Origin of the sequence: Singulisphaera chitinilytica, assembly GCF_049331405.1 — a bacterium.
In the GTDB taxonomy this organism is placed as follows: Bacteria; Planctomycetota; Planctomycetia; order Isosphaerales; family Isosphaeraceae; genus PoT.
This window is the reverse complement of the sequence record NZ_CP186274.1, coordinates 4,332,474-4,348,659: the sequence shown is the minus strand read 5'-3', so window position 1 is coordinate 4,348,659 and position 16,186 is coordinate 4,332,474. Positions and strand designations below refer to the sequence as shown.

The 16,186-nt window shown below is 62.6% G+C and carries 12 protein-coding genes and 1 tRNA gene; 4 read left to right on the top strand and 9 right to left on the bottom strand.

All coding sequences use genetic code 11. The annotated features are described in order from the left end of the window. Positions 1 to 18: 18 nt before the first annotated feature. The 6 genes from ACOYYX_RS17385 to ggt form a co-directional block, all read right to left on the bottom strand. Positions 19 to 522, bottom strand: a complete 504-nt coding sequence (locus ACOYYX_RS17385) for a hypothetical protein (protein WP_422931177.1) — start codon at positions 520 to 522, stop codon at positions 19 to 21. 20 nt (positions 523 to 542) lie between these two features. Continuing rightward, positions 543 to 1,508: a DUF1559 domain-containing protein gene (locus tag ACOYYX_RS17380; RefSeq protein WP_422931176.1), complete on the bottom strand. Its 966-nt coding sequence runs from the start codon at positions 1,506 to 1,508 to the stop codon at positions 543 to 545. Positions 1,509 to 1,899: 391 nt separating this feature from the next. Then, positions 1,900 to 1,984 (bottom strand) — tRNA-Leu (locus ACOYYX_RS17375). Positions 1,985 to 2,498: 514 nt separating this feature from the next. Further along, a complete protein-coding gene (locus ACOYYX_RS17370; RefSeq protein ID WP_422931175.1) occupies positions 2,499 to 2,882 on the bottom strand; it encodes an HU family DNA-binding protein in 384 nt (127 codons plus the stop codon). Positions 2,883 to 3,115: 233 nt separating this feature from the next. After that, positions 3,116 to 3,259: a hypothetical protein gene (locus ACOYYX_RS17365; protein ID WP_422931174.1), complete on the bottom strand. Its 144-nt coding sequence runs from the start codon at positions 3,257 to 3,259 to the stop codon at positions 3,116 to 3,118. A 431-nt stretch (positions 3,260 to 3,690) separates the two neighbouring features. Beyond that, on the bottom strand, positions 3,691 to 5,436 hold the full coding sequence (gene ggt, locus ACOYYX_RS17360) for a gamma-glutamyltransferase (protein ID WP_422931173.1): 1,746 nt from the start codon (positions 5,434 to 5,436) through the stop codon (positions 3,691 to 3,693). A 468-nt stretch (positions 5,437 to 5,904) separates the two neighbouring features. Between ggt and ACOYYX_RS17355 the strand changes: the two genes are divergently transcribed. From ACOYYX_RS17355 to ACOYYX_RS17345, 3 genes are all read left to right on the top strand, one after another. Then, the gene (locus tag ACOYYX_RS17355) at positions 5,905 to 7,185 is read left to right on the top strand and encodes a peptidylprolyl isomerase (protein WP_422931172.1); all 1,281 of its coding nucleotides are present in this window, start codon (positions 5,905 to 5,907) and stop codon (positions 7,183 to 7,185) included. Positions 7,186 to 7,431: 246 nt separating this feature from the next. Further along, positions 7,432 to 8,184 (top strand): DUF6655 family protein, encoded by a 753-nt coding sequence (locus ACOYYX_RS17350; RefSeq protein ID WP_422931171.1) that lies wholly within the window; start codon positions 7,432 to 7,434, stop codon positions 8,182 to 8,184. A 168-nt stretch (positions 8,185 to 8,352) separates the two neighbouring features. Then, on the top strand, positions 8,353 to 8,883 hold the full coding sequence (locus ACOYYX_RS17345) for an adenine phosphoribosyltransferase (RefSeq protein ID WP_422931170.1): 531 nt from the start codon (positions 8,353 to 8,355) through the stop codon (positions 8,881 to 8,883). Between the two features lie 193 nt (positions 8,884 to 9,076). Here the strand turns inward: ACOYYX_RS17345 and ACOYYX_RS17340 are convergent, their stop codons facing one another. Beyond that, the gene (locus ACOYYX_RS17340) at positions 9,077 to 11,809 is read right to left on the bottom strand and encodes a BamA/OMP85 family outer membrane protein (protein WP_422931169.1); all 2,733 of its coding nucleotides are present in this window, start codon (positions 11,807 to 11,809) and stop codon (positions 9,077 to 9,079) included. 465 nt (positions 11,810 to 12,274) lie between these two features. On the opposite strand from ACOYYX_RS17340, the gene ACOYYX_RS17335 reads away from it, so the two are divergent. Continuing rightward, the gene (locus ACOYYX_RS17335) at positions 12,275 to 12,700 is read left to right on the top strand and encodes a hypothetical protein (protein ID WP_422931168.1); all 426 of its coding nucleotides are present in this window, start codon (positions 12,275 to 12,277) and stop codon (positions 12,698 to 12,700) included. Between the two features lie 67 nt (positions 12,701 to 12,767). On the opposite strand, the gene ACOYYX_RS17330 is transcribed toward ACOYYX_RS17335, so the two are convergent. Next, positions 12,768 to 13,133, bottom strand: a complete 366-nt coding sequence (locus ACOYYX_RS17330) for a hypothetical protein (protein WP_422931167.1) — start codon at positions 13,131 to 13,133, stop codon at positions 12,768 to 12,770. A gap of 717 nt (positions 13,134 to 13,850) precedes the next feature. After that, positions 13,851 to 15,026, bottom strand: a complete 1,176-nt coding sequence (locus tag ACOYYX_RS17325; RefSeq protein ID WP_422931166.1) for a PDZ domain-containing protein — start codon at positions 15,024 to 15,026, stop codon at positions 13,851 to 13,853. Positions 15,027 to 16,186 lie beyond the last annotated feature (1,160 nt).

Below are 16,186 nucleotides of genomic sequence, written 5' to 3'. Positions count from 1 at the left end.
GCACTCAGTCCGCGCCGGTCACTCCGAGCCATCCAGATCCGGCTTCGCCTGAGCGGGGCGCTTACGAGGGGTCTTGCCAGATTTCGCGACCTGGAACGGCTCGAGCCGATTCTCGCCCACCTTGACGGTCGCCTTGAGCGGAGTCTTGGCGGGGTCGAGGTACTCTCCGCCCAGCAGGTCGTCGGGAGAGTTCGAGCCGTTGGGGGGCTCGGCAGGGAGGTAGAGCGTGACCTTATAAAAGCCTTCCGGGGCGCCGTCGTCCTTGGTGTAAGTTCCCATCAGGAAACTGCCATCCTCTTTCGAGACGGATGTCGGATTGAGCGAGTCCAGGTCTCCGACCTTGTCCGCCGGGTAGAACCGGATCTGGACCCCGCTTGCAGGCTTGCCATCGACCTGCACGCTGCCCGTCACGGTATAGAGCGGGACTTTGCCCGCATCGTCGGCGCAACCGAACGCCAACGCCAGGGTGGGCGAGACGAGCAGGATGAATCGAGAAAGCCGGCTTCGAATCGAGTATTTCATCAGGCTGGCTCCGGCTTCCTTCAAAGCTGGTCGGCGCTGATGACCTCGCCCCCCGCGCGGGAGACGTACGCCTTGATGACGGACTTGGCCATCGACTCCTTGAGGAATCGCACCGAGCCGTCGCATGCGAGGGCGTTGAGCCCGCCGGGGTGGAACGAGTACATGGCGTTCCAGCCGTTGTGGCAGTTGATGACGCAAGGGCCGTCGTAATCCGTCTGATCGCCGCGAAAGCTTATAATTCGCATGTTCATATAGCCCGCCCAGGCGCCATGGGCGAACCAGCGGTCGGCCGCCTGCGGGGAAGACGGATTCGGGAACGTGAACGCGAGCTTGCCCCGGACGTAATGATCCGGCTTGCCCGCGCACTCATAGGCTAGGAGCGTGTTCGAGAGGCCGTCGGTGATCGACTGGAATGGGGTGTGGACGGTCTGGTCGAGGGCCCCCGTGTATTCAACCCGGCTGGCGGAGGGGACGTTCCAGGGATCGACATACGAGCGGGCCGTGAAATAATCTCCGGGGGCCGCTGCCAGATTCATGTCGGGGGTCCCGACGCTGCCCGTGAAGACGGCCACACCCTTGACGGCTTGTGGAGGACGCGGTGTCGAGGGGCAAATGTAGGTAGAAATGACCGTCCGAACAGACGTCTGATTGACCGGGAGGTGGAAGCCCCAGTTCATGTTGTAAGAGTCGTAGACCTGTGCCTGTTCGAGGTAACTGAGTATCTGCAAGCCCCACCCGCCGAACATCTCGAGGTTCGGATTCGAGCGACCGATCGCCGAAGGCGGGAATCCCCCGACCCGATCGGCGTAGCTGTGCATCGCGATACCGACCTGCTTCAGGTTGTTCGTGCACTGGGCACGCCGGGCGGCCTCGCGCGCCGCCTGGACGGCCGGCAACAGCAGGGCGATCAGCACCGCGATGATCGCGATGACGACCAACAACTCGATCAAGGTGAAGCCACGAGATCCAGGGGATCGGTTAAACATCAAAGGATGTTCCAAGAAGAGGGATGCAGTGGGGGGAGGAGGTCAGAGTCGTTCTCGTTGATCCTGAGACTCAGTCTCATTTTTATTATTCGGAATTGGTGATCGTCTCGCAAGGTCTAAAGCTCCGATTGCTTGCGAGTGAAGATTCGAGATTGCCTGTATCGAGATCGGAACCGGAGGCAGTATTTAGTCATCAACAGATGGGCCGGCTGTTAAGGCATGGGACAAGATGCGAACTTGTTAAGACCACATCGCTTCGGCCCAAGGCTCAATCGGATTGCGTCTCGGAGGATGAAATGACTCGCCAGAATTGGGCGAGAGAGGCGGGATGTGGTCCTGCTCTGCGGAACCTTCAGTAGCAGGTTCAGATTGTCGCGGGATGATTATCGAATACCGGCGGTGGGAGTCGAACCCACACGAGGGTTACCCCCCAAAGGATTTTAAGTCCTCAGCGTCTGCCATTCCGCCACGCCGGCTCGCGAATTGTGTCGTACGAGTGACAAGAGGAATCCGCAGGGGTTGGGTCTGTCACTCGTGACGTTCTAGGTACGATACCGAGCGGATCACTCGATCGGCAACATCAATAAGATGACAAGAATAACCGGGCGACCAGGGGAAGGATTCGCCATATCTGGCGGTTCAGGTTTTGTGAAGAATTGTTCGCTTAAATACGAGATCCTCGTTGCCATGAATCCGCGGCCGGATCGCGGTCGTTTTGGTATTTGATGAAGGGAGTCGAGAAGGTCAACCGCGGAGCGATCGCATCATCATGGAGGGGGGGAGGGCGACCGAGGTTCGCCTTGATGGATCGGAATGGTTCCGGGGATGGGAGGGAGAATGTCCTCGAGATTGGCTGAGGGCAGGGTCGATCATGCCGGAACTCAAGTCGTTCGAAAGGAAGCGACCGCGCCTGGGTCGAATCGAGTGGGCTCGATTCGGGGGCGCGGCCTTTCGCTCGGGCTGGTGATCGGACGTCGATGACGAACGATCTCAGACGAGGTCTTTCAGGGCCTTGAGCGGCAGCGCCTTGACGACGTTGCGGGCGGGCTTGGCTTTGATCGTCATCGGCTCTTTGGTGAAGGGGTTGACGCCCTGCTTCGCCTTGGTGGCGGGCTTGCGGACAACCTTGAGCTTCAGGAGGCCGGGGACGACGAAGAGGCCGGGGCCCTTCTTGCCCAGTTCCTTGCCGATGACCTCGTTCAGCGCGGTGAAGACGCTGGAGATCTCGCTCTTGGTCAGGCCGGTGCGCTCGCTGAGGGTCGAGAAGACCTCGGCCTTGGTGGCAGACTTGGCGGCGGGCTTGGCGGCGGCAGGGGCCTTCTCGGCGGGGGCGGCCTTCGCTTCGGCGACCTTCGGGGCGGCTTTCTTGGCCATGGACGGTCGTCCTCCTGAATAGAGGGTGCGGATGTTCGTGGAGTGAATCCTGCGGCCCTCGTCGCACGCCGGCGGTCGAGTCCGAGGCTCCTGCGGAACGTATTCGACGATTACGCGGAAAACATACAGGAAAAATCGGCATTTCGCGCGATCGGGCGCGGTTTTCCGCGGAAATTTCGGGGTTCACACTCGGAGATGGCGAGAAACAAAGGCTCGCCATCGGATCCGGCGGCTCAGACCGCCGCCTTCTGGCCCCTCGGATCGAACGCCATCAGGAAGCGCCCGGTTGCGGAGATCATCGACACGGAGAAACCCGCACCCGCATAGGCCTCCGCGCTGCGGACGGCCTGGGAATAATCGTTGAAGGATCGGTGCATGTGCGATGATCCATCGCTGATTCGGAGCACGATCGTCGGACTGATGGAACGTGGCCTCTCGGACATGGACTTCGACTCCCGATTGATGGCACTCGTGCGGATCGAGTGCCCCGGACGGGGCCTCCTGGCCTCGTCCTCTCGCCTCGATGGCCTCGACAGGACTCCCCCTAACTCACGCTCGAAGGGGTCGTTCGTTAGGCCATTCGGATCCCTTACGTAAAGATCGAGAAAATGAGCCACGTTCAGTCGTTGTTTTTTCGAAGTCGGCGGAAAATGCGTTGATTTCGGTCACTCCGCCCTCACCGTCACCGCCCCTTACCGCCCCTCAGCATCCGCCAAGGCTCATGTCTCCATGGAAGACTCGGCTACTCATGGTCCCTCATGTGGAAACGCGGGCCCAGGAGAAGGCCCGCTCCATTGGCTCCGAGAGTTCAGTCGCCGGCGGCCGCCGAGGTGACGCGGCGATGGTCGGGGACCCCGATCCGCCGGCCGTTCGCAGGGTCGACGACGATCGTGTGGGCATCGCCTTGGATCGCGACCGAGCGGACGCGGTGTCCCAAGGCTGACAATTCCTGCCGAACCTGCTCGGGCCAGGACGAGCCTTCCAGCGTCAACACATCTGGAAACCAGGCGTGATGGGTGCGAGCCCCATCGACCGCTTCGCGCGGGGAGAGCTCGAACTCCAGGAGGTTCAGGACGACCCAGAGCACAGTGTTAGGGATAGTACGGCCGCCCGGAGAGCCCGTGACGACGCGGACCTTACCCTCCTTGAGCACCAGGGTAGGAGTTTGAGAACTCAGCATGCGTTTGTTCGGTGCGATCAGGTTCGGTGTCGTTCCGATTCGGCCCGTGACATCCGTGCGCCCGGGGATCAGGTTGAAATCCCCCATCTCGTTGTTCAGCAGGAAGCCGGCCCCGGCGACCACCGCCTTCGAACCGTAGCCTTCCTCCAGAGTGTAGGTCAAAGCCACGGCATTGCCGGAACCATCCATGGTCGAGAGGTGGGTCGTGTCGTTGCCCTCGGCCGGGACGATACGGAAGGAGGCGAGTTGTTCGCTCGGGGTGGCGCGGTCGGAGATCGTGCTTGCGAGCTCCCTGGCGTACTCCTTGGAGATGAGCTTCTCGACCGGGACCGTGACGTATGCCGGGTCGGCGACCTCCGTCGCTCTCGTGTAGAAACCTCGGCGCATGGCCTCGGTGACGCGATGCAAGGTTCGCGCAGACTGATGGCCATCGCTCTTGAGGTCGAACGTCTCGAGGATGTTGAGCATCTGGGCCAGGACGATCCCGCCAGAAGCGACGGGGCCCATGCCATAAATGTCATATCCCCGGTAGGTCGAATGGATCGGAGCCCTCAACTCGGCCTGATAAGCGGCGAGGTCGTCGAGCGTGATCAGTCCTCCGTGCTGCTTCGAGTAATCGGCGAGGATCTTCGCCGTCTTCCCCTTGTAGAACTCGTCGGGGCCTTCCACGGCGATGCGGTCGAGGGTCGCGGCGAGGTCGGGCTGGATGAGTCGGTCGCCCGCTTTCCAGCGGGTATGATCGGGCTTGGCGTAGGCCGCCATGGACTCGGGGAAGTCGGAGAGCCGGTCGGGATTCGAGCCGAGGTCATCGCGGCCGCCGGCCTCGAGCTTTCGCTTCGAGAAGAGCTGATCATTGAGCGAATGCGCCAGGGTTTCGGTGATCGTGAATCCGTCGCGGGCCAGCTCCGCGGCCGGGGTGACGAGCTGTTTCCACGGGAGCCTCCCATATTTGGCGTGCGCCAGGCCGAGGCCTCGGACAGTGCCAGGCACGCCGGCGGCTCGAGCGCCTGCGCGATGGTGGGGGAGGAGTCGGCCCTTGGCGTCGAGATACATGCGAGGCTCGGAGGCCGCGGGAGCTTTTTCTCTGAAGTCGACCGTCACGATCTCCCGGCTCTCGGTGATGTAGGCGACGATGAAGCCGCCTCCTCCGATGTTCCCCGCCGCGGGGTGGGTCACCGCCAGGGCAAATGCGGTGGCAACGGCCGCGTCGATCGCATTGCCCCCTTGTCGCATCGCGTCACGGCCCGCCATCGAGGCGTTGACCTCCTGAGAGACCGCGACATGCTTCTCGAAGGACTGGGCCGGGGAAAAGGCCGGGGAAAAAGCCAGGAACCCCCCGAGCAACCCGCAGGACAGGGTGACCGCACCTCGCATCGACATTCCTCACCACAGATTTAAGAGCCGTCCGGGCATAGAGCAGGCCTCGACACGCGGGACGGGAGTCCTCGGTGCAAGCCCAGCATGGTCGCGTAGCCGTTGGGCGACCGGCGACCTCACGTATGAGAGATCACCATGGTAACAGGAAAGCGATTACAAAGGTGGTCACCAGGTCATACGCGGCCGCTAGCTCCCTGCGATGGCGGAAAACTCCGGACATCCTGGCGCAATACCGCTCGGGATCTGGCCCGGCCGCGGCGAAGGTGGAGAGATGAAGAGGGTGGGAAAAGGAAGGCTCGGTAGCCGGGAGGATCCTTCGAATTGACGTTGACCCTATCCGGCCGATTGGTAGAGTCTCGGCCGATATAGCCCGGAACTTGAACGATTCTTTTCCGGTAGGGTCCTCTGATACCAAGGAGATGGCTCGCGATGGTTGCAAGGAAGCGTAGTCGAAGCTCCAGTGCGATGTTGATCACCCTTGCCGCTCTCGGGCTGCTCGAGGCCGGCGAGGCATCTGCCGACCTGTTGCCCCGCCGTAATAAGGCTGCCGCCGCCAAGCCCAAGCAGGAACAGGCCGCGAGCGAAGACCAGGCGCCTCCGGCCTCATTCAGCCAGAAGGACATTAAGGAGAACGGGACCGGGCAGATCAAGCTCGTGCCGCAGGCCCTGCCGGTGAACCCCACCGACCCCATCGCCGTCGTGAACGGCGAGGTGATCAGCCGCATGCAGCTCGCCGACGAGTGCGTGGCGCGCAAGGGCGAGGAAATCCTCGAGACCCTGATCGCCCGCAAGCTCATCGAGCAGGCCTTGAAGAAGAACAATTACGAGGTCACGGCGGCCGAGATCGACCAGGAGATCAACAACGTCGCCCAGAGCGTCGGCGGCGTCAACCGCGAGAACTGGCTCCGGACCCTGGAGAAGGAACGAGGCATCAGCCCCGTCCAGTACGCCCGCGACATCATCTATCCGGCCCTGGCGCTCCGCAAGCTCGCCTCGAAGCGAGTCCAGGTCACCCCGAAGGACCTGCAGGAGTCGTTCGAGGCCGCCTACGGCGATAAGCTTCGTTGCCGCGTGATCATGCTCGACAAGCTGGCGACGGCCCAGTCGGTCTGGGAAGAGGTTCGCAAGAACCCCGGGGGCTTCGAGAAGATCGCCCAGGACCGCTCGATCGACACGGGCAGCCGCTCGCTGGGCGGGCTCCTCGCCGAGCCGATCTCGCGTCATGCCTATCCCAGGACCGTATCCGAAGCGGCCTTCCGCGAGCTGGTCGACGGCGACCCGAGCGATAAGGACGTCAGCCACAAGCCGAAGGACGGCGACTTCACCGGCCCCATCCAGGTGGCCGAGTCGACCTGGATCATCCTCCGTCGCGAAGGCATCATCCCGGCCCAGAAGGTCGACGCGAAGGATGAACGTGTTCGCAAGAGCACATATGACATGATCTATGAGGTCAAGCTCAAGGAGGCCATGAACAGCTACATGGTCGACCTGATGAAGGCCTCGGCCATCGACAACAAGCTGACCGGCCACACGAAGCTCGCCAACGAGAACGAGCAGCACGACGCCCTGGCCGACTCCGACGTCCAGCTCATGAGCAACCCCGCGGGCACCCTTCCGGAGTCGGGCAAGTCCCAGAGCCCGACCCCGCCGCCCACGCGTTCGGCGAGGATGTCGGCCCCGGCCGCGGCCTCCCCGGACGTCGTCAAGCAGGTCGAGTCCCTGAAGCGCGGCTCGTCCTCGAAGTGAGCAGTCCGAGGCCGGGCCCACGAGCCCGGCCGATCCTCCGGATGAATCTCGATGGGCATGCCTCCTCCTCGGGGGGCATGCCCGCGAGACGTCTGGAGCCGAACGCGATCGACGTGCGCCGCCTGCCCGACCTCATCGGGGCATCGTTCGTGTTTCGCCCATCCCATCCAAGTTGGACGCGAAGGTCCCGGAAGGGGCGTCGCAAACGAAATCCTCTCGACCCGTTTCTTATCGAGGAGCGCCCGCATGGCGACCCAGCGGCGATGGCCGAGGCCCCAGAACGGTTCGGTGCTCGCGCTCGCACTCCTATCGGCGGTCGGCTGCGGCACGGTCAAGACGACCGGGACGACCCGCTCCGGCACCGAGCAGCTCCTCCTGACTCACGCCTGGGATAACGCCCTCCAGAAGGTTGACTTCCGGCCCCTGACTGGGGTTCCAGTCTACCTCGACACGACGAACGTCACGTCGGTCGACCAGGGCTGGGTCGTCTCGAGCATCCGCCAGGCCATGCTCTCGCAAGGGGTGCTGCTGCGAGCGAAGCCCGAGCAGGCCCAATGGGTCGTCGAGGCCCGCGTGGGGGCCTACGGCACGAACGACAAGAGTTGGCTCCTGGGCATCTCGCAGACCACCATCCCGCCGACCGTCACGGGGATCCCGAGCGGCACCATCCCCGAGCTGCCGCTGATCAAGCGGAGCGACCAGCAGGCCGTGGCCAAGCTCGCCCTCTTCGCCTACGACCGCGCGAGCGGGCAGTTCATGTGGAACTCGGGCACGATGCTCGCCACGGCGAGCTCCAAGGATGTGTTCATCGGCGGCCTCGGGCCGATCCACAAGGACTCGATCTCGGGAGGCGCGGAGTTCGTCGGCGTCCGGCTCCCGGTCCCCGGGCAGAGCTCGTCCAGTGAATACGACACTCCCGCCGCGAACCAGAAGCAGGCATCCGACCCGACGGCGATCCGCCAGTCCCCCGCGGGCGATTCTGACTCCTTCGCCCCTTGATGCTGGTCGGAGCCCTCGGGTCTGAGTCTCCTCGCGAACGCGAACAACACCCGCTGCCCTCGTCCGAGCCCAGCATCCTGGGACCGGCCGAGGTCAGCGGGTGTTTCACTTGCTCCGTCATGCTGACTATGATGGCGGCTTTCCGTCACCTTGAAGGAATCATCCAAGATGAGCGATTCGTCGGCAGTCGACCCGAAGGCCTGGATCCGTGATGTGCCCGACTTCCCCAAGCCCGGGATCCTGTTCAAGGATATCACGCCGCTCCTCGGCCATCCGCCGGCGTTCCACGCCGTGATCGCTCGCCTGGCGGAGGCCTTCTCGGGGCAGCCGATCGACGCCGTCGCCGCCGCCGAGGCCCGCGGGTTCATCTTCGGGGCACCGCTGGCCCTAGAGCTCAACGTCGGGTTCGTCCCGATCCGGAAGCCGGGCAAGCTGCCGTACAAGACCGTCTCGCTCGAATACGAGCTCGAATACGGCAGTGACCGGCTCGAGATGCACCACGACGCCATCGAGCCGGGCAAGAGGATCTTGCTCCTCGACGACGTCCTGGCCACCGGCGGCACGATGCGCGCCTGCGTCGACCTGGTGCGTCAGTCCGGGGCCGAGGTCGTCGGCTGCGCGTTCGTCGTCGAGCTGGGCTTCCTGAACGGACGGGCCAGGCTGGACAGCACCAACGTCTTCAGCCTGATTACTTACTGAACCAGGGCGGGCTCGGGTTCTCGGCTCCCATCGCGTGAGAGGCTGGCGAGCCTTGCATCTCCTCCCGTCAGCCTTCGCGAGGATCGTCCCCCGGAAGGCGGCTCAGTCGTGCGACGGGGAGGGGAGGGCGGGCGTTGAGGTGGGCAGGAGATAGGAGGGGAGGATCGGGCCGTCGCACGGCCCGGTTCGGATCTCAATAGAAGGCACCGACCGAGAAGTTGAAGTAGTTCACCTTGTCGCCGTTGGCCTTGGCGACCGGGAAGGCGAGGTCGAACGAGAGCGGCATCGGGCCGAACTGCGGCACCTGGATTCGGAGGCCGGTGCCGACCGAGGCCCGGAAGTTGTTGAAGTCGTAGCTGTTCTCGACCGTGCCGAAGTCGCAGAAGACCGTCTGGCGGAACATGTCGTTCGCCGAGAGCGGGAACATGTACTCGATCGAGCCGACGGCCATCATGATGCCGCCGATGTTGACGTCGTCGACGTGCGGGCCGACGCCGCGGTACTGGAAGCCGCGGAGGCTGCCGTAGTAACCGGCGAAGAACCGCTCGTAGACCGGCGTGTCGTGCCCGGTGAAGCCGAGGTGGCCGCGGAGGGCCAGGATCCTCGGCCCCGAGCCGTCGGGGCGGGTCCCGGTCGTGAAGTAGGTCCGGCCTTCGAGCTCAACCTTCGGATACGTGAACGACCCCCAGCCCTGTTCGAAGGCGAATTCGAGGTACTGCCCCTTGTTGGGCATGAAGGGGGAGTTCCGGTTGTCGAAACGCAAGGTCGGCCGCAAGGTGGTCAGGAACGTGTGTCCCGAGGCCGCGAGGTAGTCGGCAGGGGCCGGGGTCCGATAGCCGTAGAAATTCACGTCCTCGACGCGGAAGGCGACATCGGCGTAGGTCGACGTCCCGAACTGACGGCCAAGCGAGAACCGACCGCCTCCTCGGGTCTCGGACCAGTCCGGATACGAACGCTGGAAGATGTAACCGGATGAACTGCCGCCGATGGGAAGGTCGAAGAGGTACGGATTGCTCAGGCTGACCGTGGCCCGGTTGATCAATGTGCCGACCATCAATGACATCTGGAAGTTCTGTCCGGCTCCGCGGAAGGCCTTTCCGTTTGCGATGTCCTCGAACGAGCGGGGGACGGCGAAGAGGTCGAAGTTCTTCTCGGAGATCGTCAGGCTTCCGTTGAGCCCCTGCCAGCCGCTGGCGCCGACCCCCAACATGAACCGGCCCGTGGGCGCCTCGCTCACCGAGGTCACCACGTCGGCGAAGGAGCGGTTGGGGAAGGGGTCCTGCCGGTCCGGGCCGACGTCCGTCATGTTCATGCCCGGCAGGCTCGGCTCCATGCCGGGGGGCTCGCCCGCACCGACCGGTGGGGTCGTCGGCGGAGAGCCTGGCGCCGCCGGCAAGGTCGGCGGGATCGGCGGCGGCGGGGCCGTCGGGAGCTCGATCGGGCCCACGTCCTTGGGCGGGTCGAACTCGCCGCCGGCACCGAACGGGGTCAACGTGCTCGAGGATCCGGTGCTCCGGCCCGAGTTCGTCGCCGGGGCCGTCGTGGCGGGGGGCAGGCCGGGGAGGTCGTCGAGGGGGCTCTGCATGCGTGTCATTGCGCTCTCATCAGAGAGCGGCACGACACCGTCGCCGTAGGGCTTATCACCCGGACGGCGGTTGATGATCTTCACCTCGATCGGCTTGCCGAGTTCAGGCGACGTGACGAAGTACTGCGTGTTCGCCAGCCGGCTCTTGAAGAGCTCGATGCGGTTGAGGTTGAGGACCTGGCCGGGGAGGAGGGCTGCCATGTCGGCCTCGCGCCTGAGGACCCTGTCCTTGGTCCGCTCGTTGCCCCGGATGATCAACTCGCCGAGGAGATAAGGCTCCCCTTCCTCGATCTTGTAGACCATGTCGACGACGCCCGGCTGGTCGGTGAACTTCACCTCCGGCAGGATCTGCGTATCGATGCAGCCGATCTCATTGTATTTGGAGACCAGGTTCTTGCGGTCCGCCTCGCGTTGGGTCTCGAGGACCGGCTGTGCCGGCTTCAGGAACATGTCCTTCTTGAGATTGGCGGTCGAGAGCTTCTTGTTGCCCTCGAAGAGGATATTCCGGAGCTTGTACTGGACCCCTTCGGAGATGACGTACGTGATCTGCACGTCGCCGATGCTGCTCCCTGTCCGCGTGACCGGCGTCACCTTGACCTCGAAGAACCCTTGCCCCTGGTAGTATTCGACGAGCTTCCGCACGTCCTCGTCGAGGTTATCCCGGTGGAACTTGCCGCCGAAAGTGAGGATCGGCGTGCGGCTCGTGATCTTCGTGCGGAGCTGGCCCGAGGTGGCGAAGACGTTCCCCCGGAACTCGATGTGCTTGACCTGATACTTGGGCCCTTCGAAAATCCGGATCACGACTTTGGTATCGCCGGGGTTGCCACCTTCCTGGAGGTAGACCTCGGCCGACTCATACCCCTTCTCGACGTAGAGGCGCTGGATCTGGCCGACGGCGAGGCGCGTGCGGGTCGCGTCGGCCCGCTTGCCCTTCTGGAGCCCGGTCGTCTCCTGGACCTCCTTGAGCCGGAGGTGCTTCAGCCCGATGAATTCCACGTGCGTGATGACGGGCATTTCATGGACTTTGAAGATCAGGATGTAAAAGCCTTTTCCCTTGGGCGACTTCTGCGCCATCACCTCGACATTCGAGAACCATTTCGTGCCGTGGAGGCTCTTGATGTCGGCATCGATCTGCTTGCGATCGAGCGGGTGGTTCACCTTGCTGAGCAGCTTGGAACGGACCTGCTCCTGCGTGATCGTGACGTTCCCTTCGACCTTGATCTCGTCGACGATACCCTCGGGCAAGGGGGCGTCGGCGGCCCCCGAGCTCGGCCTGGCCGGCACGAGCAGGGAGCCGAGGAGCGCGAGGAAGAAGAGACAGGCCGCGCTTGAGCGGGTCATTCGCATTGTCTTACGAACCCCCGGGGCCGTCCTTGGCACCGGCGGAATCGAGAGTACGCCGCGTGTCATGTGAGAAAGGTCCCCGAACCGAAATTGGATCGCCGCGACGGCCCTGAGAGGGGGGGAAGTCGAGACGGCATGACTGATTGGCCGATGCGCCCGGGTCTATTCGCGGGAGGCCGGTCGATCCGGCCTCTTACCGACGAGATGAGCGAAGATTCCCGGGTCAGAGCCGTTCCCATCCATGGGCGTGGCTCGAGTCCGACCGCGACTGGTGCGGCCTTGTACCCGAGATAACGGGAATCCGCAAGGTCGGATGTTCCCGACCTCGAGTCCAATTTTTTCGTACCGATTGCGGCGTGATGCAGAATTGGTCCGCGGAATTGCGAAGGATTGGCCTTGCCAACACATGACTCCACGATCGAAGTTCGCTCGCGGACCCTATCAGGGCCGGAGAAGGTGACGATGCCTCCGATTCGGTTTCAGGTGACGACCCGGACGATCATGATGCTCGTGGCGTTCGTCGCGTGCGGCCTCGCCTACTTGCAGGCGGGCCACTCGCAGAGGGGCGCGCTCTTTGCAATCGGCCTCATGGGCGTGGTTGTGGGGCGCGTGCTCGTCTACGGGCCGCGACTCTGGCAGCATCGGGACGAATGCCTGATGCGGGCGCGTCGCCATGAGTCCCTGGAGATGGAACTGCGCAAGCGCTCCGATCGCGGGGAGGCGTCCGGCGCCTCGATGGCGTCACTCGAACTCATGGCCTTCCACGCCTCGATGCGGAAGAAGTGGTTGCGAGGCGCACTGCGACCCTGGATCGCGGTGACGCCCGATCCGCCATGTCCGGAATCGGGCGGGTTCATCGCGGGAGGCTCGAGAGTCGTGCAAGTCTAATCGCGGCTCGTGCCGGCGCTCTCCGGCCCCTCGTCGTGGCCGTTCAGCCCGGTGACTCCAGGCCGGGTCATCGAGACCCGAGCGGATTCGACCGCGTCCCTCGGATCCTCAATTCGTACTGCCTGAAGCTGGCCTTCCAGCCGAGTAGGAGCACGCCAGCTCGGAGGAGGACAACCCCGATCTTCCATCGCAGGCGACGACTCGACACGGGGTCGGTTCCCGCCCGGACGATGAGTCGACACGGTTCGACCGCCTCGGCCGATTTCAGGATGGGATCGACCTCGATCCCGACCCCTTCGAGCGATCGGTGGATCGTATCCGAAGAGTCGGCGAATTCGGCGAAGCCTTCGAGGTGATCGTAACGCCTCCGGATCCTGGCGACTTCGGAGGAATCCGGGCCGTAACGCTGCAACGCGTCGGAATAGTCCGCCACGGCAATCCGAGGTAATCTCATCGCCATTTCAATACTTTCTGTCGGATCTCAGCTTCGCCACCGCCGAGACGTCCACGCGGGCCTCGAGCCGAAGCGGGGCACTGGTGATCAAGGCGATATCATTTCAAGTATTGATGCAACTGGGTGTGTGGCCCCGGTCGCCGACTGAATCGACCAGACACGCCTTGGATCACACCGGCTTCTTCGGCGTTCCGCGTTCAATGGTTCGAACGCCGTCATCCATGCCCTCGCAAAACGTCGTCGTCGACTGCCGTTCGCGAAGACTGGCCTTCGATGACGCCAACCTGGGGTGGAGAAGTGGGCGACCACTGTCGCACTTGCCTCAGGGTAGAGTCGAGATCGCGGCAACCTCGCGACACTTCCAGAGATTCTAGAATGACGAATTCGTGAAAGATAGCCTACATCAATCAGGGTCGATCAGAGCATTTTGCGGCGTTCATCAGGAGAGGTGTTGTAAATAATCTTCAGGCGGCGATCCGTCGGTTCCATCCGGTCTATTAGAGTGACGTGTTTCTTGTCTAACCTTTGATGAGAGCGGCCCGGATATGGCAGGGGCCGCTCATCGCCAGCGGCTGACGAGCGGCCCTCCGCGATCATATTTTCCGCTGTCTTGGCGGTCGGCTCGAATCCGGATCCAGGAGTGGAGGGGGAGATCACTCCGTTTCAACGGTTACCTATGCGGAGCGTGCATCAGGATCAGGGTTGCTCGAGGTTCTCGGACTCGACGCCGATGGCCTGCGGGTTGGGGATCTTCATCCGCACGTCGTAGTCGATCATCCCCCGGCGGAAGGCCAGATTCAGGTCCTTGCCCTTGATCCGGAATTCGCGACGGAGCGTCCGGACCGGGATCTCGATGGCTTTCTTTCCATCCACGGCGGTGAGGAAGTCTCCCGCGAGGACGCCGGCCTTCGCGGCCGGAGAGCCGTTGTCCACGCCGTGGACGACGACCCGACCATTCTTGGCCTTGAAGTGGAGGCCGGTCGGCTCGACCCGTGAGTCATCCAGGGAGGGGTCGTACTGGTTCTTCTGGAGGTAGACGACGTGATTCGGGAAGTCGAACGTCACGTTGTAGCGCTTCCAGAAGCCCATGCCCAGGATGTCGCTGGTGACGTGGTCCGAGAAGATCAGGCCCTCGTGGAACTCCGTGCCGACCTTCAGTCGCTTCACCAGGCCGTAACGCGTCGGTTGCTGCTGCCTTGAGAGGTCCGCGCTGAGGCCCTTGCCAAGCAGGTTGACCCCTCCGCTCTTGATCAGCGAGTTGAAGTCGGAAGTGCTGAGGTTCCCGCTTCCCACTCCGACACTACCGGTGTCGCAGAGTAGGCTCCGCAGGCCGAGGCCCTCGAAGTCGACATTGATCCGGGGCATTTCCTTCACCATGGCGATCGGCACGGGCGTTCCTAATCTGGGGGCGTCCGATCTGAGGAAAGAAAGCTTGCCCTCGTCGAAATTCAGGTGGATGACCCGGTCGAGCATGAAGGTCATCCCGACGATCCCGTAGAACTCATGCCCCGTCGCGCGTCGGACTCCGTTCAAGTCCATGCAGGTGACACCCTGGGGAGTCCGGAGGTTGAACCGGCCCATGAACGCCCGGGGAGGGTCGTAGAGCTTGAGCGTCTCGCCGCCGCTCGCCGTCTTGATGTCGATGTACTCCTGGACCGGGCCCAGGTAATCCTTCAACTGGGTGTCGAAGGCGTTGAGAGTCGTCCCCGTGTCGAGGATAAACGGGAAACTACGGCGACCGAGCGTCACGGGGACGATGAGTAGATCACCATCCGGGTCCATGTCGAATCTGTCGATGATGTCTTCCGTGCGGATTTTAGCAGGAGCGTCCTGGCCTCGAGCCGGCGCAGCCGCGAAGTGCGCCTGGGTCATCGCAACGACGAAGCATCCTGCCAGAATCGATTTAACCCGACGACAGGGGGAAAAGGTGCGACGTTTCAGGGCCGGGCGGGGAGAAATGACGTTCGGCTCGATCACGCGGGACACTCCTCGTTAACCTTGAATCGACTTCGAATGAGTGGGCCACAGCCTCGTGACTTCGTCATCGATTGCCCGAATTCCCTCGGGGAAATGCCAAGCCACGACGCGGGTGACTTCTCGATCTCCCATTATTGCATCCGGCAATGCCGCACCATCCGGTTGGAACTGTTCTGGGGGCCTGTAGAAGCATCGGAATTCCTTCCAACGAGGCTACGCCCGCGATGCGGTGCAGACGCAAGCTCTACGAGAGGGCTAATACACTCTTCAAATGTAGGACAGCTTTGCAATCACGAAAGGACTCGATTTGCTTTTGCGTGCGAAATCTCGCATCGTCCTCTTCCGCCATCAGAAACGCCATGATGACTCGGATAAACCGAATGAGTCGGCCCGCACCAGTCGATAATTTCAGCTCGAGGGCTCTACGTCAACGCGACACGATTGACAGCCGAATGACACGTGCTTTCTGGGGACATGGAATACAGGAGGGCCTTTCGAAGTGGCGGCTGCTCCTCGATCAACGCAAAACTCAGGTAGCAGGATCTTTGAACCGTCCCCTCGACCGGGCCTCATCTTGAGTTTCAACTCGTTGGAGGACATAATTTCTGATAACTCGTTTGGCCATTGAGTGGCCTGGGACGATGCTTGACCGACGGTACAACCTCACCCCCCCGCTCCTGAGCTCCGCGACCTAATCTCGCGAACAACCGCTATTGCGCCGAGACCAACCAAAATCGAGCAATTCCATAGGGAATAGCCTGGCAGGATGTCCTGGACTTAAAGCACCTGGATTGGAGAGCATCGTGCTCGGTATGGTGCTTTCCAACCGAGAATCATGCCATGAAGATTGATTTGCGGAACAGAGACGATGGCCCATCCCCTCAGCCACCTCGGTTCGAGGAACTGCGATTGCTGGACTGATGTATCACAAATGTCCGATTTTTTTAGTGAATGTGAATTTTGAAGTCAAGGGCCATGAGCGTTGCGAAGCGTGACGATGGGCGTCACTCGTTCTAGTGATGTGAGATCGGGGAGATTTATGGATCGGGGTTTGA